15 protein-coding genes and 4 tRNA genes are annotated in these 19689 nt (G+C 69.7%); 10 read left to right on the top strand and 9 right to left on the bottom strand.

Annotated elements, in window-relative coordinates:
- Nucleotides 1-28: 28 nt before the first annotated feature.
- The 6 genes from AC1RVY_RS08965 (at nt 29) to AC1RVY_RS08940 (ending at nt 6043) form a co-directional block, all read left to right on the top strand.
- Complete coding sequence (locus AC1RVY_RS08965) at nt 29-892, top strand: dioxygenase family protein (RefSeq protein WP_492806297.1); 864 nt, start codon at nt 29-31, stop codon at nt 890-892.
- A gap of 237 nt (nt 893-1129) precedes the next feature.
- Nucleotides 1130-1432 (top strand): hypothetical protein, encoded by a 303-nt coding sequence (locus AC1RVY_RS08960; RefSeq protein WP_492806296.1) that lies wholly within the window; start codon nt 1130-1132, stop codon nt 1430-1432.
- A 20-nt stretch (nt 1433-1452) separates the two neighbouring features.
- Nucleotides 1453-3042 (top strand): ATP-binding protein, encoded by a 1590-nt coding sequence (locus AC1RVY_RS08955; protein ID WP_492806294.1) that lies wholly within the window; start codon nt 1453-1455, stop codon nt 3040-3042.
- Nucleotides 3039-3731 carry a response regulator gene (locus tag AC1RVY_RS08950; protein WP_492806292.1) on the top strand — a complete coding sequence of 231 codons (693 nt, stop codon included), beginning with the start codon at nt 3039-3041 and terminating at the stop codon, nt 3729-3731. The genes AC1RVY_RS08955 and AC1RVY_RS08950 overlap by 4 nt, the downstream gene beginning before the upstream one ends.
- A gap of 214 nt (nt 3732-3945) precedes the next feature.
- Entirely contained in the window at nt 3946-5175 is a 1230-nt protein-coding gene (locus AC1RVY_RS08945; RefSeq protein ID WP_492806290.1) for a DNA topoisomerase IB, read from the top strand.
- Nucleotides 5176-5257: 82 nt separating this feature from the next.
- A complete protein-coding gene (locus AC1RVY_RS08940) occupies nt 5258-6043 on the top strand; it encodes a Crp/Fnr family transcriptional regulator (RefSeq protein ID WP_492806288.1) in 786 nt (261 codons plus the stop codon).
- A gap of 30 nt (nt 6044-6073) precedes the next feature.
- Here AC1RVY_RS08940 and AC1RVY_RS08935 read toward each other — a convergent pair whose 3' ends face one another.
- The 3 genes from AC1RVY_RS08935 to fumC all read right to left on the bottom strand — a co-directional run bounded on the left by AC1RVY_RS08935 (nt 6074) and on the right by fumC (nt 11467).
- Entirely contained in the window at nt 6074-8509 is a 2436-nt protein-coding gene (locus AC1RVY_RS08935) for a TonB-dependent siderophore receptor (protein WP_492806286.1), read from the bottom strand.
- Nucleotides 8510-8700: 191 nt separating this feature from the next.
- Nucleotides 8701-10056, bottom strand: coding sequence for a sigma-70 family RNA polymerase sigma factor (locus tag AC1RVY_RS08930; protein ID WP_492806285.1), 1356 nt, complete (start codon nt 10054-10056; stop codon nt 8701-8703).
- Between the two features lie 25 nt (nt 10057-10081).
- Entirely contained in the window at nt 10082-11467 is a 1386-nt protein-coding gene (gene fumC / locus AC1RVY_RS08925; RefSeq protein ID WP_492806283.1) for a class II fumarate hydratase, read from the bottom strand.
- 449 nt (nt 11468-11916) lie between these two features.
- On the opposite strand from fumC, the gene AC1RVY_RS08920 reads away from it, so the two are divergent.
- The 4 genes from AC1RVY_RS08920 to AC1RVY_RS08905 all read left to right on the top strand — a co-directional run bounded on the left by AC1RVY_RS08920 (nt 11917) and on the right by AC1RVY_RS08905 (nt 17615).
- Nucleotides 11917-14079, top strand: coding sequence for a putative bifunctional diguanylate cyclase/phosphodiesterase (locus AC1RVY_RS08920; protein WP_492806281.1), 2163 nt, complete (start codon nt 11917-11919; stop codon nt 14077-14079).
- Nucleotides 14080-14274: 195 nt separating this feature from the next.
- Entirely contained in the window at nt 14275-14715 is a 441-nt protein-coding gene (locus AC1RVY_RS08915) for a hypothetical protein (protein ID WP_492806280.1), read from the top strand.
- Nucleotides 14716-14958: 243 nt separating this feature from the next.
- Nucleotides 14959-16527, top strand: coding sequence for a fumarate hydratase (locus AC1RVY_RS08910; protein WP_492806278.1), 1569 nt, complete (start codon nt 14959-14961; stop codon nt 16525-16527).
- Between the two features lie 146 nt (nt 16528-16673).
- Nucleotides 16674-17615 (top strand): glutamate racemase, encoded by a 942-nt coding sequence (locus AC1RVY_RS08905; protein WP_492806276.1) that lies wholly within the window; start codon nt 16674-16676, stop codon nt 17613-17615.
- A 50-nt stretch (nt 17616-17665) separates the two neighbouring features.
- Here the strand turns inward: AC1RVY_RS08905 and AC1RVY_RS08900 are convergent, their stop codons facing one another.
- The 6 genes from AC1RVY_RS08900 to AC1RVY_RS08875 all read right to left on the bottom strand — a co-directional run bounded on the left by AC1RVY_RS08900 (nt 17666) and on the right by AC1RVY_RS08875 (nt 19687).
- Nucleotides 17666-18190 carry a M48 metallopeptidase family protein gene (locus AC1RVY_RS08900; protein ID WP_218294107.1) on the bottom strand — a complete coding sequence of 175 codons (525 nt, stop codon included), beginning with the start codon at nt 18188-18190 and terminating at the stop codon, nt 17666-17668.
- Between the two features lie 131 nt (nt 18191-18321).
- Nucleotides 18322-18954: a DUF6806 family protein gene (locus AC1RVY_RS08895; RefSeq protein ID WP_218340779.1), complete on the bottom strand. Its 633-nt coding sequence runs from the start codon at nt 18952-18954 to the stop codon at nt 18322-18324.
- 13 nt (nt 18955-18967) lie between these two features.
- Nucleotides 18968-19060: transfer RNA gene (locus AC1RVY_RS08890), tRNA-Leu, on the bottom strand.
- A 155-nt stretch (nt 19061-19215) separates the two neighbouring features.
- Nucleotides 19216-19291 (bottom strand) — tRNA-Gly (locus AC1RVY_RS08885).
- Nucleotides 19292-19479: 188 nt separating this feature from the next.
- Nucleotides 19480-19553, bottom strand: a tRNA-Cys gene (locus tag AC1RVY_RS08880).
- 58 nt (nt 19554-19611) lie between these two features.
- A tRNA-Gly gene (locus AC1RVY_RS08875) sits at nt 19612-19687 on the bottom strand.
- Between the last annotated feature and the right edge of the window lie 2 nt (nt 19688-19689).

The raw sequence follows: 19689 nt of genomic DNA, 5'->3' as shown, positions 1-19689 counted from the left end.
AGGCCATACCCACTTGCAGGAGCCATCCATGGACCGCCTCCCCTTCCCCGAGCCCCTGGCCGCCGCACAGGCCCCTTCCAACCGCCGCCTTGCGCTGAATGCCCTGGGTTCGCTGGGCGTGGCCACGCTCCTTGGCTGCGGGGGCGGGGGCAGCGACACCGAAGCCAGCGACACGACCGAGGCCACCGGCACGGGGACGGGGACCGGAACGGGAACAGGTACGGGCACCGGGACAGGCACCGCCGCCACCTGCTCGGTTGTTCCGGAAGAAACCGCCGGCCCCTACCCTGCCGATGGCTCCAATGCCAGCAACAACACCTACAACGTGCTGGCGCTCAGCGGCATCGTGCGCTCGGACATCCGCAGCTCCATCGGCTCCTCCACGCAGGTCAGCGGCGTGCCGTTCACCATCACCATCACGCTGACCAACACCAACGCAAGCTGCGCCGCGCTGTCCGGCTACGCCATCTACCTGTGGCACTGCACGCAGGACGGCAACTACTCCGTGTACAGCTCCAGCAACATCGCCGACAACTACCTGCGTGGCGTGCAGGCCACCGATGCGAGCGGCACGGTCACCTTCACCACCATCGTGCCCGGCTGCTACGCGGGCCGCATGCCCCACATGCACCTGGAGGTGTACCGCAGCCTGGCCGCCGCCAGCAGCGCGAGCAACAAGATCAAGACCACGCAGCTGGCCTTCCCCACCGCGCTGCTCAGCACCATCTACAGCGCCAATTCGGGCTACAGCGCCAGCGTGCGCAACCTGGCCTCCATGTCGTTCGCCACGGACAACGTCTTCAGCGACGGCACCACGCTGGAGATGACCACCATGCAGGCCAACAGCGGCGGCGGGTACTCGGCCAGCATCACGATCTCGATCGCAGCTTGACTGAAAGCCCCCCTGAGTCGCCTTCGGCGCCTTCCCCCGGAGGGGGACGCACCCGGTGGTCCGGCGAAGCCGGTTCCTCGGGTGCACTGGCCTGGGCGGCGCCGGTTTCTGACAACGTGCCCCACCCGTCAACCGCTTTCCTTAATCCATTGCGCCCTCAGACGCGCCGCGCCGGTAGCACGTGCTGGCGCTGACTCGCTGAAATCCTTTCTCCACAACACTGAAAGAAAAAACACCATGCCTGTGCACTCTCTTCGTCCACGCTGGCTGGCCTGCGTGGCCCTCACGACCATGCTGGCTGCAATATCCGCCACCCCCGTGCTGGCGCAACCCCAGGGCCGGCAGGACCCGCCCGCGCCGCCGCCCGAGGCCTATGCCGCCTGCAAGGGCAAGACCGAAGGCGCCAGCGTGACGTTGACCATGCCCGACGGCAAATCGCTCGCGGGCACATGCCGCACAATGGGCGGCACCCTGGTGGCCATGCCCGCGGGCGGGCCTGGCGGCCCCGGCGGTGCGGGCGGCCCGCCACCCGCCCGCTGACGACACCTGCAGCCCCACCGATGCCCCACCTGACCCTGCACCGCAAAGCCTTCATCGCCCTGGCGGCCCTGCTGCTGGCCTTGCTGCTGATCTTTGCGGGCTTCTCCCGCCTGGGATTGCAGCGGGGCCTGGGGCCCTACGTGGCCGAGATCGAACTGGCCCGCATGGGCTGGCTCGCGGAGCGCCTGCAGGCCCACCACACACAGACGGGCGGCTGGGACACGTTGCGCGGCCAGCCCCGCCTCTGGGGCCAGCTCAGCCACCCGGGCGCAAGCCCGCGCCGGGGTGGCAACCAGGGCATGGAAGACGCCCCGCCCAGCGACCGCAGCGGACAGCCGCCCGGCATGCCCCCCGGGATGGCGAACGGCAACCCGGCGTCGGAGCGCGGCATGCAGCAGCAGCCGCCGCCCCCCGATGGCGGCCCGCCCCCGGGCGAGCGTGGCACCAGCGGCCCCCCGCCCCCATCCGCGCAACGCCACCCCGACGACCTGTTTCCCCGCCTGGGCCTGGTGGACGCGCAGCAGAAGCTGGTGGCAGGCACGGCACCCCAGCCCGGCAGCGCGCGCGTGGCCCTGACCGGCGCCGACGGCCAGGCCATCGGCCATCTGGTGCTGGCGCCCCCGCAGGGCGTGCGCAGCGAGGCCGACCAGGCCTTTCTGGCGCAACACCTGGGCTTCGTGGCGTGGACGGGCCTGGCCGGCCTGGCGCTGGCGCTGCTGCTGTCGGGCTGGCTGGCACGGCGCTGGCTGGCCCCGGTCGAGGCCCTGGCCACCGGCGCGCGCGAGATTGCACAGGGCCACCTGCACACCCGTGTGCCCGTGCACGGCAACGATGAACTGGCCCGACTGGCCCGCACCTTCAACACCATGGCCGAACAACTGAGCAGCATCGAGTCTTCGCGCCGCCAGTGGCTGGGCGACGTGGCCCACGAGCTGCGCACGCCCCTGGCCGCCATGCGCGCCGAGATCGAAGCCGTGCAGGACGGCGTGCGCCCCTTTGACGACAAGACCGCGCTGCGCCTGCACCGGCAGGTGATGCGCCTCATCCAGCTGGTGGGCGACCTGCGCGCCAGCCTGGATGCCGCTGGCACCAGTGCACCGTCGGCCCAGGTGCCCGTGCACCCGCTCGCGCTGCTGGCCGAGGCGCTGGCCTCCATGCGCCCGCGCCTGGCCCAGGCCGGCATCGAGGTGGACACCACGGGCCTGGAGGCCCTGGCCGCGCAAGCCCCCGCGCCACTGGTGCGGGGCGACGCGCAGCAGCTGCACCAGGTCTTCATGAACCTGCTGGAAAACAGCCTGCGCTACACCGATGCGGGCGGGCAGTTGCGCGTCACGGCCGGGGAAACACGGGCCACCGATGGCGCGCCGCTGCTGCGCGTGCAGCTGGACGACAGCGCGCCCGGCGTGCCCGCGCACGAGCTGCCGCGCATCTTCGAGCGCCTGTACCGTGCCGAAACCTCGCGCAACCGCGACCACGGCGGCTCCGGCCTGGGCCTGGCCATCTGCCGCGCCATCGTGCTGGCCCATGGCGGCACCCTCGCGGCCGAGGCCTCCCCGCTGGGAGGCCTGCGCGTCACCCTGCAACTGCCCCTGCTGGACAACCCTTCATGAGCCACCGCATCCTCGTCGTCGAAGACGAACCCGACATCGCCGCCATCGTGGTGGACTACCTGCGCCACGCGGGCTACACCGTGGAGCACCAGGCCGAGGGCCGTGCCGCGCTCGCCAGCCTGCTGGCCGCGCCACCCGACCTCACGCTGCTGGACATCATGCTGCCCGGCATGGACGGCCTCTCCATCCTGCGCCAGGCGCGGCGCCACACGCAGCACCCCATCATCATGCTGACCGCCCGCGTGGAAGAGGTGGACCGCCTCATCGGCCTGGAGCTGGGCGCGGACGACTACATCTGCAAGCCGTTTTCGCCGCGCGAGGTGGTCGCCCGCGCCAGGGCCGTGCTGCGCCGCACGGCCGCCGCGCAGGAACCGCCGCCCGCCGCCGGATCGGCGCTGGTGCTCGACGAATCGCACTGGCAGGCCACGCTGCACGGCACGCCGCTGGGCCTCACGCGGCGCGAGTTCCGGCTGCTGCAGGTGCTGGCGCGCCAGCGCGGGCGCATCTTCTCGCGCGCACAGCTGCTGGACCAGGCCTACGACGACACGCTGGACGTGAACGAGCGCGCCATCGACAGCCACATCAAGAACCTGCGCAGGAAGCTCAAGGCCGCCAGCGGCGACGGCAGCGACTGGATCCGGTCGGTGTACGGCGTGGGTTTTGCGCTGGAACCGGCTGCGGCCGATTGAGCGCGGCCCGACCGAGCAGATTGCTACATTTTTTATAGCTATTGCCGCTTATTCAATAAGCGCAAGGGCCATTATTCACCCCAAATGGCGGCGCGGCGGCGCTGCCGATTCGGTCCCTGTCTCACCCCGGCGCACGCAGCGCACCTACACCAGCACCGCCCGGGCACGGGTGTGATCGGGGCCACGCACTGGTCCTTATCACCTGCTCGCCCCGATGCCCACCCCCTGCCCATCGCCCCGCGCACCTGCGCCACCCCGGCCCCCCCCCCGCCCACAGAAGCTGCCCGGGGGGCTGGTGTACGTCACCCCGTCCATGCCAGGCCTCACGCGGGAGCCCGGCGGCGACAAGACTTTTCGCTACCGCCTGCCCGACGGCCAATGGCTCCGGGACCCGGACGAGATCGCCCGCATCCAGCGCCTGGCCATTCCACCCGCGTACACCGATGTGTGGATCTGCCCCCTGCCCCACGGCCACCTGCAGGCCACGGGGCTGGATGCGCGCGGACGGCGCCAGTACCGCTACCACCCGCAGTGGCGCCAGCAGCGCGACGAAGGCAAGTTCGAGCACATGCAGGCCTTTGGCCGCGCGCTGCCGCGCATCCGCGCCCGCGTGGCGCGCGACCTGGCCGCGCACCGCGGCGGCCAGCCGCTCACGCGCACGCTGGTGCTGGCCGCGCTGGTGCGCCTGCTGGACACCACCTACCTGCGCGTGGGCAACGAGGAATACGCCAGCAGCAACCGGTCCTACGGCCTGACCACGCTGCGCACCCGGCATGCGCGGCTTCACGGCAGCCAGCTCAGGCTGCGCTTTCGGGGCAAGAGCGGCGTGTTGCAGGAGGCCGAGCTGAACGACCCGCGCGTGGCCCGGGTGGTGCGCCGCTGCCAGCAGCTGCCGGGGCAGGAGCTCTTCCAGTACGAGGACGGAGACGGCACCCCACGCACCGTGGGCTCGGGCGACGTGAACGACTACCTGCGCGAGATCACGCACGGCACGGCCGCCACCGGCGGCGACCACTTCACGGCCAAGGACTTCCGCACCTGGCATGGCACCACGCAGGCGCTGGAGCTGACCCGCCTGGCATGTGCGCAGACCGATGCCTCCGGCGCGGCCGACAAAAACGTGCGCTACAGCGCCAAGGCCATCCTGGCCGAGGTGGCGCGCCAGCTGGGCAACACCCCTGCGGTGTGCAAGAAGTCGTACGTTCATCCTGCCGTGCTGGAGCTGGGCTCGCGGCTTGCATCCGACTCCGGCCCGGGCTTGCAGGAAGTGTGGGACCGCATCGGCGGCAGCGCGTCGCCCCGGGGGCTGAGCGCGGCCGAGCGCAGGCTCCTGGCCTTCTTGCGCAAGCCGCGCGCCCGTCCACGGCCCGCGAAGGCCCCGCCTGGAGCGCCTGCTGTCGCGCAGGTGCCGCGCCACGCCCGGCATGCCGGGGCGCATCGCTAAACTTGGCGCCTGCGCCTTTTTCTCCGCCCTGTCGGCCCGGCCCCGCGCACAGGCCGGCCCCGCCCAACGCCAGCCTGCCGCCATGCCCACCACCGCCTTGCCAGAGTCCGAGAGCCCCCTGGCCGACCGCCACCAGCAACGCCCCTTCCTCAGCCCGCCGGAGCGCGAAGCCATCAACCGGGGCCGCTGGTTCGCCGCGCTCACGCCGTCGCTGCGGCATGACATCTTCCGGCTGGGCCGCATCACGCGCTACACACACGGCCAGATGATCGTGGAGCAGGGTGATCTGGCGCAGGACTGGTTTGCCTGCGCCAGCGGCGCCATCCGGTTTCGGCGCACCACGCCCTCGGGCAAGCAGGTGACGCTGGCCTACGTGGAGCCCGGCATCTGGGTGGGCGAGGCCGAGGTGCTGCACCGCGGCCCCAACACCTACGACGCGCATGCCCACGGCCCCACCACGGTGCTGAGCGTGGCCGAGGGCGTGTTCCGCCAGCTGCTGCGCGAACACTCCGAGTTCGGCGAGGCCCTGCTCACGCTGCAGGCGCGCCGCATGCGCTACCTGTACTGGATGATGGAAGACATGGCCACCCTGCCCCTGCGCGCGCGGCTGGCCAAGCAGCTGCTGCACGTGCTGCGCCGCTTCGGCGAGCGCGCCGCCGTGCCCGGCCAGCGCGGCGCCATCGGGCTGTCGCTGGTGCAGGACGAGCTCGCGCAGCTCCTGGGCGGCTCGCGCCAGCGCATCAACGTGGAGCTCAAGTGGATGGAACGCGAAGGCATCATCGGCATCCACCAGCGCAGCATCGTGGTCTACCAGCAGGAGCAGCTCGAGGCGCTGGCGCAGCAGGAACTGGCCGAGTCCCACGGCTAGGCCCCGCACATCCCCGCCCGCCGCAGCGCATCACCAGCGGTACGCGGCCGAAAGCGTGGCCGTGCGCGGGCTGCCGTCCCGGCAGTGGGCGCCGTTGCAGATCAGGAAAGCCTTGTCGAACAGGTTGCGCACGTTGAGCGCCACGCGCCACGGCCCGTCCTGCCAGGCGAGCATGGCATCGACGAGTCCATAACCCGGGATGCGGTAGGCGCTGGCCGTGCCATCGACCATGTCGCCGGTGTAGCGCAGACCCGTGCCCAGCGTCCACGCCGGAAGGCCCCAGGCCGCCAGGCGGTAGTGCCCCCAGACCGAGGCCTGGTGGTAGGGCACCTCGGCCGCACGGCGGCCCACTTCGTCCGGCAGGTTGCTGCGCGTGATGCGGCGGTCGGTGTAGGCATAGGCGCCCACCACCTCCAGGTGGCGCGCCACCTGCCCGCGCACCTCCAGCTCGGCCCCGCGCGAGCGTGCCTGCCCCGTCTGCACGCTGAACTGCGGATGGGCGGGATCGGGCGTGAGCACGTTGTCCTGGCGCAGGTCGTACACGGCGGCCGACAACATCATCCCCTCGCTGCCGCTCGGCTGCCACCGCACCCCCAGTTCAAACTGCTCGCCCTCGGTGGGCTTGAAGCGCCGGCCCTGCGCGTCCGTGCCGCCCTGCGGCTGGAACGACTGGCTGTAGCCCGCGAACGGCGCCCAGCCGCCCGGCGCCAGGTAGACCACGCCCACGCGGCCGGTGAAGGCATCGGTGCGCTCCACCGACCACGGCGCGGCCGTGAAGAACGGGCGCGAGCGGTCGTCGCTCCAGTCGTGCCGCAGGCCGGCCAGCACCACCCAGCGCTCGCCCAGCTTGATCTGGTCCTGCGCATACAGGCCCGCCTGCCAGCGCTGCGACGTGTCCGAGAACGCCATCGGCGCGGGCGCGCCGGGCACGGCGCCGTACTGCGGCTGGTACAAATCCAGCGGGGCGAGCGTGCGCGCGTACCACTCCGATTCCGAGCGGTAGCGGGTGTAGTCCACGCCGGCGATCAGCGTGTGCTCCACCTCGCCACTGCGCCAGCGCTGCTGCCAGCTCGTGTCCGACGAGAAGCCGCGCACGCGCTCGAACTCGTCGATGGCGCGGCGCTGCACGCGCGTGGGCGCGGCCGGGTCCACGGTGGCGTTGGTGAAGAAGATGTCCGCCTCGGAGTCGAAGAACCGCAGCCCCTGGCGCAGGGTGGCATGCTCGTTCACCTGGTGCTCGAACAAGGCGGTGAGCGTGGTCTGCCGCACATCCTGCCGGTCGTAGGCAGGCTCGCCCACGAAGCGAAAGCGCGCGATGCGCTGGCCGCCGGGGCCGGGCAACAGGGTGCCCACCCGCGGCAGCGGGTACGAATAGCCCAGGCGGCGCTTCTGGTGCTGCATCAGCAGGGTGAGCGATGTGGCGGCCGACGGCTGCCAGCGCAGCGCGGGCGCGATGTACACCGCGTCGTCCTGCAGCGGACGCACGGGTGTCTCGCTGTCGCGCGCCAGCGCGGTGAGGCGCCAGGTCCAGTCGCTGCCCGGTGCCACCTCGCCACCCAGGTCCACGCCGATCTGCCGGTGCGCATACGTGCCCGCCTCCACCACCACCTCGCGCACGGCATCGGCCGTGGGGCGCTTGCTCACCGTGGCCAGCACGCCGCCGGGCGCCGACATGCCGTACAGCACCGACGCCGCGCCCTTGACCAGTTCCACGCGCTCCAGCCCGTACGGCTCCTGCTTGCCCGAGGCCCAGGAGTTGTCGGACACCTTGAGCCCGTCGGCAAACAGGCTGCCATTGCGCGCATCGGCCCAGAAGCCCCGGCTGTAGATCGCGTCGTACGAACCGCTGTAACCGGACACGGGACGCACGCCCGCAGAGTATTCGAACGCCTGCTCCAGGTCGCGCACGCGCTGCACCTGCATCTGCTCGGCCGTGACCACGGTGATGGTCTGCGGCGTTTCCATGAGCGGCGTGTCCGTCTTGGTGGCGCTGGCGCTGCGCCGGGCCACCAGTCCGCGCACGGGGCCGGTGGCGGTTTCGACCTCGGCCTCGGCGGCCACGCGCACCTCGGGCAGCGCGGCGGCGCCGTCGGCCGGAGCGCGTTCCACCACCAGGGTGGCGCCGTCGCGGCGCATGCGCAGGCCACTGCCGCGCAGCAACTCGGCCAGCGCCGCCTCGGGGCTGCGCGCGCCCTGCACGGGCTGGGCATGCCGGCCCTGCACCAGCTCGGGCGGGTAGATCAGCTGCACGCCCGACTGCCGGGCGAATTGCGCCAGCGCCTCAGGCAGGGGCTGGGCGGCAATGTCGAAGGCCGCCGGGGCGGGTGCGCCCTGGGCGGTGGCCATGTCCATCTGCAGCGACGCCATGGCCAGCATGGCGGCTGCGAGTGCGTGGCGGGCAGGACGGGAGGTGCGTGCGGGGCCGGAAGGCCGGGGGGCCGGGGTGCGGGGCCGTTGTCGGTTCATGGTGAAGTCCTTTCCCCGCTACAACGAATGGGCCCTCCCACTTCCTGAATGGCGGCGCGCCTGCCAGCGCCCTGATCGGCCAAAGAGCTATTAAAACAATAGCTTTCAGCGCTTATGGAGAAAGCGCTGGCGGCCACTTTCACCAAAATTCACCAAAGTCGCGCGTCCTGCCCCATCCTCCGGCCTGGCCGTCAGCGCGCGGCCACCCGCCATTGCCCCGCCACGAGCCGCACCTGCACCGGCACGACGGAAGGCAGTGCCCGCACGAAGTCCTCGGCCTGTGCAATGCGCACCTGCCCCGACAGGCGCAGCGCGGCGGCACCGGCCTCCACCTGAACCGGGCGCGGCAGGTAGCGGCGCAGGCGGTCCACGGCCTCGGCCAGCGGCGCATCGGCAAAAGCCACCACGCCGTGGCGCCAAGCGGCGGCCTCGTGCGCCGGGGCGACGGCCTGGGCGAGCGGTTCGCCCGGCCGCACCCGCAGCGCCTGTCCGCCCGCGAGTTCCCGCACCGCCAGGGGCTGGCCATCCGGCCCCAGCGACTCCACCCGCACGCGGCCCGACTCCACCTGCACATCGACCCCGCTGGCGCCGTGCTCCACGCCGAAGCGCGTGCCCAGCACGGTCACACGCACGGCGCCCCCCTCGGCGCCACCGGGCACCTCCACCACGAAGGGGCGGTCCGCGTCGCGCACCACGTCGAAGAACGCCGCCCCGGCCAGCAGGCTCACGCGGCGCTGCCCGGCGTAGTACGCCATGTGCACGCGGCTTTGCGCGTCGAGCGTGATGCGGCTGCCGTCGGGCAGCGGGTGGCGCAGCGTCTGCCCCTGGCCGGTGCGTGCCACCTGCTGCCACTGCGCGACTGCGGTGCGCCACCATTGCCAGGCCCCCACGCCACCCACGCCCATTGCGGCAAAGCTCAGCAATGCCGCCAGCGAGCGGCGGCGGCCGGTGCGGCGGGCTTCGTGGTGCGACGCCGGTGCCACAGGAGAGCTGCGGCCCGCCGCGTGCCACTGCTCCATGGCGGCCTGCACGCGGTCCATCGCGAGCATCATGTCGCGCTCGACCATGTTGCGCGAGATGCCGTATTCGGCCGCGAGCGCGCCCTGGCCTTCGCCGTTGATGCGGTGGCGCAGGAAGACCTGGCGCGCGCGCTCGGGCACGGCGGCGAGCGCGGCTTCGACCGCATCCACCGCCTGCCGGTACATCAGGGCCTCGGCGGCATCGGGGCCGTGGCGCGCCGCCGTGCCGGCGCCCGAGTCCGCATGGGCCTGGGCCAGCGCATGGCGGGCCACCACGCCCGCGTGGCGCTGCCGGTCGATGACGAGATTGCGCGCCATGGCGAATACATAGGCCCGCGCCTCGGCCTCGCACAGCGCGGGCTGCTCGCCGCGCAGGTCCATGTCGGCCAGGCGCAGCCAGGTGTCGTGCGCCACGTCGCGCGCGTCATCGGCATTGCCGGTGCGGTGCGAGAGGTAGCGCAGCAGGTCGCGGTAGCTGTCGCGAAAGCTCGCGAGCAGCGGAGATGACGGCAGTGCCCCCGTGCCCATGGCGTGCAGGCCGACCCGGGCGGAATCAGCGGCCCACCATGTTGCCCGGCACCACCCACTGGTCGAACTGCTCGCCCGTGACGTGGCCCGAGGCGACAGCAGCTTCGCGCAGGCTGGTGCCTTCCTTGTGCGCCTTCTTGGCGATGTAGGCGGCCTTGTCGTAGCCGATGTGGGTGTTGAGCGCGGTCACCAGCATGAGCGAGCGGTCCACCAACTCGGTGATGCGCTCGCGGTTGGGCTCGATGCCCACGGCGCACTGGTCGTTGAAGCTCACCATGCCGTCGGCCAGCAGGCGCACGCTCTGCAGGAAGTTGTGCGCCACCATGGGCCGGAAGACATTGAGCTCGAAGTTGCCCGAGGCACCGCCGAAGTTGATGGCCACGTCGTTGCCGAACACCTGGGCGGCCAGCATGGTCACGGCCTCGCTCTGCGTGGGGTTGACCTTGCCGGGCATGATGGACGAGCCGGGCTCATTCTCGGGGATGCTCAGCTCGCCGATGCCGCTGCGCGGGCCGCTGGCGAGCCAGCGCACGTCGTTGGCGATCTTCATCATGCTGGCGGCCAGGGTCTTGAGGGCTCCGTGGGCGTGCACCAGGCCATCCACCGAGGCCAGCGCCTCGAACTTGTTCGGCGCGGTGACGAAGGGCAGGCCGGTGAGGCGCGCCAGCTCGGCGGCGGCCTGCTCGGCATAGCCCTTGGGCGCATTCAGGCCCGTGCCCACCGCCGTGCCGCCCAGAGCCAGCTCGTACAGGTGGGGCAGCGCGGCGCGCACGTGGCGCTCGCCATGGTCGAGCTGGGCCACATAGCCCGAGAACTCCTGGCCCAGCGTGAGCGGGGTGGCGTCCTGCAGGTGGGTGCGGCCGATCTTGACGATGCCGTCGAAATCCTTTGCCTTCTTCGCCAGCGTGGCACGCAGCCTGGCGATGGCGGGCAGGAGCCTGTGCGTGAGCGCTTCCACGGCGGCCACGTGCATGGCGGTGGGGAACACGTCGTTGCTCGACTGGCTGCGGTTCACGTCGTCATTGGGGTGCACCAGGCGGCCTTCGCCGCGCTCGCCGCCCAGGATCTCGCTGGCGCGGTTGGCCAGCACCTCATTGACGTTCATGTTGGTCTGCGTGCCCGAGCCCGTCTGCCACACCACCAGCGGGAACTCGCCGGGGTGCTTGCCGGCAATGACTTCATCGGCGGCAGCCACGATGGCCTCGGTCTTCTTCGCGTCCTGCAGGCCCAGGGCCTGGTTCACGACAGCCGAGGCGCGCTTGACCTGGGCCAGCGCCTTGATGATCTCGCGCGGCTGCTGCTCGCCCGAGATGTCGAAGTTCTGCAGCGAGCGCTGCGTCTGCGCGCCCCACAGCTTGTCGGCCGGCACCTCGATGGGGCCAAAGGTGTCGCGTTCGGTACGGGAGGTCATGGGCAGTGGTTCTCCAAGTGAAACAACAGGCGGGCGGACGCCGGACGCCCGGCGTGGCGGGAAGGCCACGGCGGCGGGCCGGCGTCTGGCCGGAAAAGGGTGCGACCGGGGAATGTCGGCGCGACCGGCAGCATAATGCAAAAACAAACCATTCTCATTTACAGGCTTGTATGGCCCGTGCGGGAGCCTGAAGCAGTCAGTGTGCGGCAAGCCTTGCCCCGGAAGGAAACAGCCCGCACCGCCACCACTGCAGGTGGGGACATCCGCCCGGCCCCCCGACCCGGCCCAGCCAGGGCAAACCCCCACTCCGGCGCGGCTTCGCGCCCCTGGCTACACTCCGTCGCGCGCGGCCCCTGCCCTGCAGGCTTTCGCCGCATGTCTGCCCAGGCCCTTGACGGCGCCGCGCGCCCGATGCACCCTGCCCTTCCAACCCCAGCACCTTTCGCACCATGAACACGTTCATGCCCTCCAGCTACAACCTGTTCGTGGTGGCCGCCTCCTTTGCCATTGCCATGCTCGCGTCGTACGTGACGCTCGACCTGGCGCGGCGGGTGCGCACCGCGCAGCGCCGCGTCGGCCTGGCGTGGTGGGCCGCAGGGTCCATCGTCATGGGCACGGGCATCTGGTCCATGCATTTCCTGGGCATGCAGGCCTTCCGGCTGCCCATCGAGATCGGCTTCGCCGGCGGGCTCACGCTGCTGTCGTGGCTGGCCGCCGTGGCCGCCTCCGCCATGGCCCTGCAGCTCGCAAGCCGCACACACTTTGGACGGACGCAGCTGGCGCTGGGCGCGCTGGTGATGGGAGCCGGCATCAGCGGCATGCACTACATCGGCATGGCGGCCATGGAAATGGCGCCAGGCATCGTGTGGAACCTGCCGCTGGTGGCGCTGTCGGTGCTGATCGCGGTGCTGGCCTCGGCCACGGCCCTGCTAATCTTCAAGCTGCTGCGCCGGGTGCGGCCCAGCCAGCGCCTGCCCTACCAGCTGGCGGCATCGTTCGTGATGGCCGTGGCCATCTGTGGCATGCACTACACCGGCATGGCGGCGGCCAGCTTTGCCATGGGCTCCGTGTGCCTGAGCGCGGGAGAGCTCGGCGGCCCGGGCCTGACGGCCATGGTGCTCATGGCCACCGGCATGCTGCTGGTGAGCACCTTGTTCACCTCCATCCTGGACGCGCGTCTGCAAGCCACGGCCGAGCGTCTGACGCGGTCGCTGCAGGACAGCAACACCCGCCTGCAGGCGGCCAATGACGAACTGCAAAAACGCGCATTCGCCGATGCCCTCACCGGCCTGCCCAACCGGCTGCTGTTCGAAGACCGCCTCATCCACGCGCTGCTGCGCCTGGACCGCACCAACCACCACCGCGTGGAGGACCGCCTGGCCGTGCTGTTCGTGGACCTGGACGGCTTCAAGCCCATCAACGATTCGTTCGGCCATGCCGCGGGCGACGTGATCCTGCGCAGCGCGGCCGACCGGCTGCGCCGCGAAGCCCGCGAGGGCGATACCGTGGCGCGCGTGGGGGGCGACGAATTCCTGATCCTGCTGGAGGACGTGAGCGACGTGGCCGACTGCGTGACGGTGGCCAACCGGGTGCTGTCCTCCCTGTCGCAGCCGTTCGAGGTGTCGGGCAAGCAGGTGCAGATCGCCTGCTCCATCGGCGTCGTGGTGCACCCCGACCACGGTGACCGCAACAAGCTCGTGGCCAACGCCGATGCCGCCATGTACGCCGCCAAGCGCGCGGGCGGCGGCTGCTATGCGCTGTTCGAACCCCACATGGGCTCCGATGCATCCGAGCAGCTGGAGTTGCAGAACGACCTGCGCCAGGCGCTGGACCGGGGCGAACTGGCCCTGCACTACCAGCCCAAGATCGACGGCACGCGCGGCCAGATCAGCGGCGTGGAGGCCCTGCTGCGCTGGAACCATCCGAAGCATGGCATGGTGAGCCCGGTGGTGTTCATCGCGCTGGCCGAGCGCTTCGGCCTGATCGGGCGGCTGGGCAACTGGGTCATCAACGAGGCCTGCCGCCAGGTCGCCGAGTGGGCGCGCAGCGGCATGCGCATGCGCGTGGCGATCAACCTGTCGGTGCACCAGCTGCGCGAAAGCGGGCTGGCCGAGCGCATCGGGCAGGCCCTGCTGCGCCACGGGGTGGATGCCTCGCAGCTGCTGTGCGAGATCACCGAATCCGTGGCCATGGAAGACATCAAGGCCACCCAGCGCACCTTCGACGGGCTGGCGCGCATCGGCGTGTTCCTGTCCATCGACGATTTCGGCACCGGCTACTCCAGCCTGAACTACCTGCGCCAGCTGCCCGCGCAGCAGCTCAAGATCGACCGCAGCTTCGTGAACGACCTGGAAAGCAGCGAGGACGCCCGCGCCGTCGTGGCCGCCGTGGTCAGCCTGGCGCATGCCCTGGGCCTGCGCGTGGTGGCCGAGGGGGTGGAGACCAGCGGCCAGCGCGACATCCTGCTGGGCATGGGCTGTGACGAGCTGCAGGGCTTCTTCTACGCCCGCCCCATGCCGGCAGACACGCTGCTGGCCTGGTCGCAGGGCGAAAAGCCCGTGGGCAGCGCGGACTTCACCCCGTCCGTCATCGGGACGCTGCCGGACTTCTGAGCGCGGCAACCAGCGCCCGGGCACCTTTTCAAGGCCTTGGGAAGGTACCGGCGAAGATGGACGACACCCATGTCAGCGCTGCCTGACGCGGGGCAGCGCCGTGCACGCCGACGATGGCATTGCGGCGGTGTTTCCGCCTCCGCGCCGCGGATCCGCATGGAGCCCGCGCCCCCTCCTCAACCATCGGAGCAGACCATGGCCACCAGCAGCCTTCTCGGCATCGACGCCGACAACCTTCCCCCCGCCCACAGTGCTACCGGCATCGACAGCCTGGGGCCCAGTGACGCCTCCGACTCCGGCAGCGACAGCGCAGGGGCCTACAGCACGGAATCGGACAGCGACACCGACCGCTTTGGCACGGGCGAGCGCGGCAGCGTGGAGCCCGACCCGCAGCCCACCGCCCGCGACATCCTCCCCGACCATGTGGAAACCATGCAAGCTGGCGGTCCCGGTGACGGCGGCGGCCCGGATGAAGGGATGCAGGATGACGAACGCGACGCCGTGGATACCGAGCGCGAGACGCCAGGGCGCGGCAACCGGCAGGCCGGCGCGCCCCCCTTGAGCTCGGACGACCTGCCGGGCAGCAGCGACACCAACGAAGAACCGGAGGACGGAGAGGGAACAGGCGCGCCGTGAACACGGCGGACCGAACACCACCCCATGGGGGTATCTGGCGCCCCGTGCAGACGCCAATGGCCGACCGGCGGCGCCCGCCTTTGCCCGGGCGCAAGGTGGCGCCAGCGGGGGTCTGTCAAAATACGGTCCGCCTGCCATCGGCAGCGCGGTTTGCGGCCCAGCGCTGGTCGACAGGCGGCGTGTGCGGCGGGCAGGACAGGAACGCGTTTGCGTTCTCCACAAAAGACTCCCCCACGAACCGCCATGACCACCTCCATCCGCCAGGACGATCTCATCGAATCCGTAGCCGCCGCGCTGCAGTACATCAGCTACTACCACCCCACCGATTACATCGCCCACCTGGCCCGCGCCTACGAGCGCGAGCAAAGCCCGGCGGCCAAGGACGCGATCGCGCAGATCCTGACCAACAGCAAGATGAGCGCCACCGGCCAGCGCCCCATCTGCCAGGACACCGGCATCGTCAACGTGTTCCTGAAGGTGGGCATGGACGTGCGCTGGGACGGCTTCACGGGCAGCCTGGACGACGCCATCAACGAAGGCGTGCGCCGCGGCTACAACCACCCCGACAACACCCTGCGCGCCAGCGTGGTGGCCGACCCGCAGTTCGACCGCAAGAACACCAAGGACAACACGCCCGCCGTGATCTTCACCGAGATCGTGCCCGGCAACACCGTGGACATCACCGTGGCGGCCAAGGGCGGCGGCTCGGAGAACAAGTCCAAGATGTACATGCTCAACCCCAGCGACAGCGTGGTGGACTGGGTGCTCAAGACCGTGCCCACCATGGGCGCCGGCTGGTGCCCGCCCGGCATGCTGGGCATCGGCATCGGCGGCACGGCGGAAAAGGCCGTGCTCATGGCCAAGGAGAGCCTGATGGACGACCTCGATATGTACGAGCTGCAAGCCAAGGCCGAAGCCGCCAAGACCGGCGGCCCCGCGCTCGACAAGGTCGAAGCGCTGCGCCTGGAGCTGTTCGAGAAGGTCAATGCCCTGGGCATCGGCGCTCAGGGCCTGGGCGGCCTGACCACCGTGCTGGATGTCAAGATCAAGATGTACCCCACGCACGCGGCCAGCAAGCCGATCGCGATGATCCCCAACTGCGCCGCCACGCGCCACGCGCACTTCGTGCTGGACGGCTCGGGGCCCGTCTACCTCACGCCGCCCAGCCTGGACCTGTGGCCCAACGTGAACTGGGCACCCGACTACAACAAGAGCAAGAAGGTTAACCTGGACACGCTGACCAAGGAAGAAGTGGCCAGCTGGAAGCCCGGCGACACGCTGCTGCTCAACGGCAAGATGCTCACCGGCCGCGACGCCGCGCACAAGCGCATCCAGGACATGCTGGCCAAGGGCGAGAAGCTGCCCGTGGACTTCACGAACCGCGTCATCTACTACGTGGGCCCCGTGGACCCGGTCAAGGACGAGGCCGTGGGCCCCGCCGGCCCCACCACCGCCACCCGCATGGACAAGTTCACCGACATGATGCTGGAGAAAACCGGCCTGATCGCCATGATCGGCAAGGCCGAACGCGGCCCGGTGGCCATCGAGTCCATCAAGAACCACAAGAGCGCCTATCTCATGGCCGTGGGTGGCGCCGCCTACCTGGTGAGCAAGGCCATCAAGACCGCCAAGGTCGTGGGCTTCGAGGACCTGGGCATGGAGGCTATCTACGAGTTCGACGTGGTGGACATGCCCGTGACCGTGGCCGTGGATTCCGGCGGCACCAGCGCGCACGTCACCGGCCCGGCCGAGTGGCAAAAGCGCATCGCCACCGGGGAGTTCAAGGGCATCGGGGTCGCCGCCACCGCCTGACAGGCGGCCCGCGCGGCCTGGTGGGTGGCCTCCTCGGGCCCTCGCCAGGCACGCGCCCCCCGGAGTGCCTCCCGCCGCGCGGCATTTTGCGCGCGACTGCGGCACACTGTCGACTTCATCTCCCCCAGCATCGCAGTGATTTTTTCATGATCCAGCCAACGCCGCCGCAGCCACAACAACCCATCGGCGTGTTCGACAGCGGGGTCGGCGGCCTGAGCGTGCTGCGCGCCCTGCGGGCCGAGCTGCCCCACGAGCGTTTCGTGTACCTGGCGGACAGCGCCAACGCTCCCTACGGCGAGCGCGGCGATGCCTACGTGAGCGCGCGCACCCACGCCATCACGCAGTACCTGCGCGGGCAGCACCACATCAAGGCCCTGGTGGTGGCATGCAACACCGCCACGGCGGCGGCCATCCACGAGGTGCGCAGCAACCACCCCGGCCTGCCCCTGGTGGGCCTGGAGCCCGCCATCAAGCCAGCGCTGGCAGCCACCAGAACAGGCCGCGTGGGCGTGATCGGAACGCGGGGCACACTCACCAGCAGCAAGTTCGGCAAGCTGCTGGGTTCGCTGGCGGATCAAGCGGAGTTCGTGGTGCAGCCGTGCGACGGCCTGGCCCATGCCATCGAGCGCGGCGTGGCCCAGCCCATGCCAGCACCTGGCGGCGCCGTCGGTGCCACCGAAACCGGCGCCTTGTGTGAGCGCTACATCCACGCCATGGGCGTGTTCGGCGCTTCAGCCGGGCAGATCGACACGCTGGTGCTGGGCTGCACGCACTACATCTTTGTGGCGCATGAATTGCGGGCGCTGGTGGGGCCTGACGTCCAGTTCATCGAAACCGGCGCGCCTGTGGCACGGCAGACGCAGCGGCTCCTGGAAACAGCGGGATTGCTCAACACGCCCTCCAGCGCCACCGCGGCGCAATCGCCGGACATCCGCCTGCTCACGACCGGCCCGGTGGCCATGCTCGAGGCGGCGGCGCAGCGCTGGCTGGGCCTGCCCGCGGATTGCTGCGAAACCGTTGCGGTGCCTTGCCCAGGCGCCTCGGAGGCCCTCAGCGCGCGCAGCGCAGGCCTGCCCATCACCTCCTGATGCCGCACCGCCCGCGGCCATAGCCATCGCGCTGGCGCCCAGGAGCCGCTTCACGCAGGCTCGGCGCTCCAGAGCCGCTCTCCGGCATGCTCCACGTGCGTGAGGTACAGACGCAGGTCGAATTCGTACTGGTGGTACTGCGGCTCCATGTGGGTGCACAGCTGATAGAACGCCTTGTCGTGGTTCTTCTCGCGCAGATGCGCCAGCTCGTGGACCACGATCATGCGCAGAAACTCGTCCGGCGCTTGCTTGAACATTGCGGCAATGCGGATTTCATGCTTCGCTGCGAGCCGGTTGCCCTGCACGCGCGACACGGCCGTGTGCAAGCCCAGCGCATGGCGCACCACATGGATCTTGTTGTCGAAAAGCACCTTGTTGACCGTGCCTGCGTTGCGCAGGTGGCGCGCCTTGAGCTCCAGCGCATAGTCGTACAGCGCCTTGTCGCTGCGCACCGCATGCGCGCGGGGGTACTTGCGCAACAGCATCGCCCCCAGGCGCCCTTGCGCGAGCAGGTCGCGGGCCTGGTCCTGCAGGGACTCAGGGTAGGAGCGCAGGTAAGGAAGATCGGATGTCATGGTTCATGAACAGCGAAGAGGCAGCGACGGCTACTACGGTGCCGGTTCAGCGCCAGCGCTTGCACCGCGCGCTGATGCCCGAGCCCGCTGCGGCCCCACGAATAGCGGAGCGATGCGAAGCCGGCGGCCGCTCAGTGGAGGTGGCGCGGACGGCGCCCCCCCCCGCCACCGTGTCCGCTGCCCGAGCCCCCCGGGCCCCTGGGGGGCTTGCCGATTTCCAGCGAGTTCACCAGGGCATCGAAGCGCTGGCTGAACAGCTTGTCGATCTCGGCCACCACGCCGCCGAGTTCCGCGCCGTCGAAATGGCGCTCCATCATGTTCACCACGTCCTGGACCAGGAGATCGCGCTGCACCTGCATGATGGCCGCAGGCGTCGGGCCCACGAAAAGCATGACGAAATCATCGCGCGACTCTGCGTCCTGCTCTTCCTCTTCCTCGTCGAAGTCCGCATCGTAGAACGTGACTTCAATGGCGGCACCCTGCTCGGCCAGCTCGTTCAGGCTCATGCACATCTCGTCGAGCGATTGGCGAAAATCCTCATCCCCCCGCACGGTCCAGCACATCTGCAGCAGGTGCTCCTGCGTGTCGAACTTGATGCCCGGCTCTTCCTCGTAGGCGCTCGCAGCACCGTCGGCCAGGGAGCGGGCTCCTGCGTACTTCCACAAGGGTTTGAGCGCCTCCTGGAGCTGGTCGAAGCTGGCATCGGCGCGCAGCTGGACTTGTCCGTGGACGTGGATTTCAAAGGGAGCGTTGTAACTTGACATGATTGAATCGTAGTGGTGCCCCGAGCCGGGGTCGAACCGGCACGCCCCTTTTCAGGAAAGCGGCGGATTTTAAGTCCGCAGTGTCTACCAATTTCACCATCGGGGCGCCGGCTGCCCAACGCACTCCTGCGTCGCAGCGTAACCCGGGCAGCGCATGCGCGCAATGCCCTGTCGCATCTCTGGTCACAGGGCCGCTGGTCGCCAAACCACCTTTGCTGCGCCGCCAAGAAAAAAGGGAAGCCGAAGCTTCCCTTACAAATATGGAGCGGGAAAAGAGTCTCGAACTCTCGACCTCAACCTTGGCAAGGTTGCGCTCTACCAACTGAGCTATTCCCGCATTTTGCCTACTGCAGCCGATGTTTCCACCTGCATGAATCAGCAAGCCTCAAATTATATCGCTATTTTTTGGCTCTATTCGATTGCAAGCCAAAAAATCAACCAACTGACCACCATCCATCCTCCACGATCCGGTCGATGCAAAGATCCCGCAGGATCCTGTGCCGCATCGACGGCACAAACCGTATCTGGAGGCGCGGTCCGGAGTCGAACCGGACTAACCGGATTTGCAATCCGGGGCATAACCGCTTTGCTACCGCGCCAGGAATTCACATTCCTCTGACAAAAAAGGGAAGCAATTGCTTCCCTTTTTGTGGAAATTGGAGCGGGAAAAGAGTCTCGAACTCTCGACCTCAACCTTGGCAAGGTTGCGCTCTACCAACTGAGCTATTCCCGCAT

The organism is Acidovorax sp. GW821-FHT11A03 (assembly GCF_058809075.1).
The sequence above is the reverse complement of the archived record's forward strand: the minus strand, read 5'-3'. Positions and strand labels throughout refer to the sequence as shown.

What these genes read in the sequence shown, in the direction of transcription:
- AC1RVY_RS08955 (WP_492806294.1), top strand. Translation starts at nt 1,453, where the DNA reads ATGCCCCACCTGACCCTGCACCGCAAAGCCTTCATCGCCCTGGCGGCC.
- AC1RVY_RS08965 (WP_492806297.1), top strand. Translation starts at nt 29, where the DNA reads ATGGACCGCCTCCCCTTCCCCGAGCCCCTGGCCGCCGCACAGGCCCCT.
- AC1RVY_RS08945 (WP_492806290.1), top strand. Translation starts at nt 3,946, where the DNA reads ATGCCCACCCCCTGCCCATCGCCCCGCGCACCTGCGCCACCCCGGCCC.
- AC1RVY_RS08940 (WP_492806288.1), top strand. Translation starts at nt 5,258, where the DNA reads ATGCCCACCACCGCCTTGCCAGAGTCCGAGAGCCCCCTGGCCGACCGC.
- fumC (WP_492806283.1), bottom strand. Translation starts at nt 11,467, where the DNA reads ATGACCTCCCGTACCGAACGCGACACCTTTGGCCCCATCGAGGTGCCG.
- AC1RVY_RS08895 (WP_218340779.1), bottom strand. Translation starts at nt 18,954, where the DNA reads ATGTCAAGTTACAACGCTCCCTTTGAAATCCACGTCCACGGACAAGTC.
- AC1RVY_RS08950 (WP_492806292.1), top strand. Translation starts at nt 3,039, where the DNA reads ATGAGCCACCGCATCCTCGTCGTCGAAGACGAACCCGACATCGCCGCC.
- AC1RVY_RS08920 (WP_492806281.1), top strand. Translation starts at nt 11,917, where the DNA reads ATGAACACGTTCATGCCCTCCAGCTACAACCTGTTCGTGGTGGCCGCC.
- AC1RVY_RS08935 (WP_492806286.1), bottom strand. Translation starts at nt 8,509, where the DNA reads ATGAACCGACAACGGCCCCGCACCCCGGCCCCCCGGCCTTCCGGCCCC.
- AC1RVY_RS08915 (WP_492806280.1), top strand. Translation starts at nt 14,275, where the DNA reads ATGGCCACCAGCAGCCTTCTCGGCATCGACGCCGACAACCTTCCCCCC.
- AC1RVY_RS08900 (WP_218294107.1), bottom strand. Translation starts at nt 18,190, where the DNA reads ATGACATCCGATCTTCCTTACCTGCGCTCCTACCCTGAGTCCCTGCAG.
- AC1RVY_RS08960 (WP_492806296.1), top strand. Translation starts at nt 1,130, where the DNA reads ATGCCTGTGCACTCTCTTCGTCCACGCTGGCTGGCCTGCGTGGCCCTC.
- AC1RVY_RS08905 (WP_492806276.1), top strand. Translation starts at nt 16,674, where the DNA reads ATGATCCAGCCAACGCCGCCGCAGCCACAACAACCCATCGGCGTGTTC.
- AC1RVY_RS08910 (WP_492806278.1), top strand. Translation starts at nt 14,959, where the DNA reads ATGACCACCTCCATCCGCCAGGACGATCTCATCGAATCCGTAGCCGCC.
- AC1RVY_RS08930 (WP_492806285.1), bottom strand. Translation starts at nt 10,056, where the DNA reads ATGGGCACGGGGGCACTGCCGTCATCTCCGCTGCTCGCGAGCTTTCGC.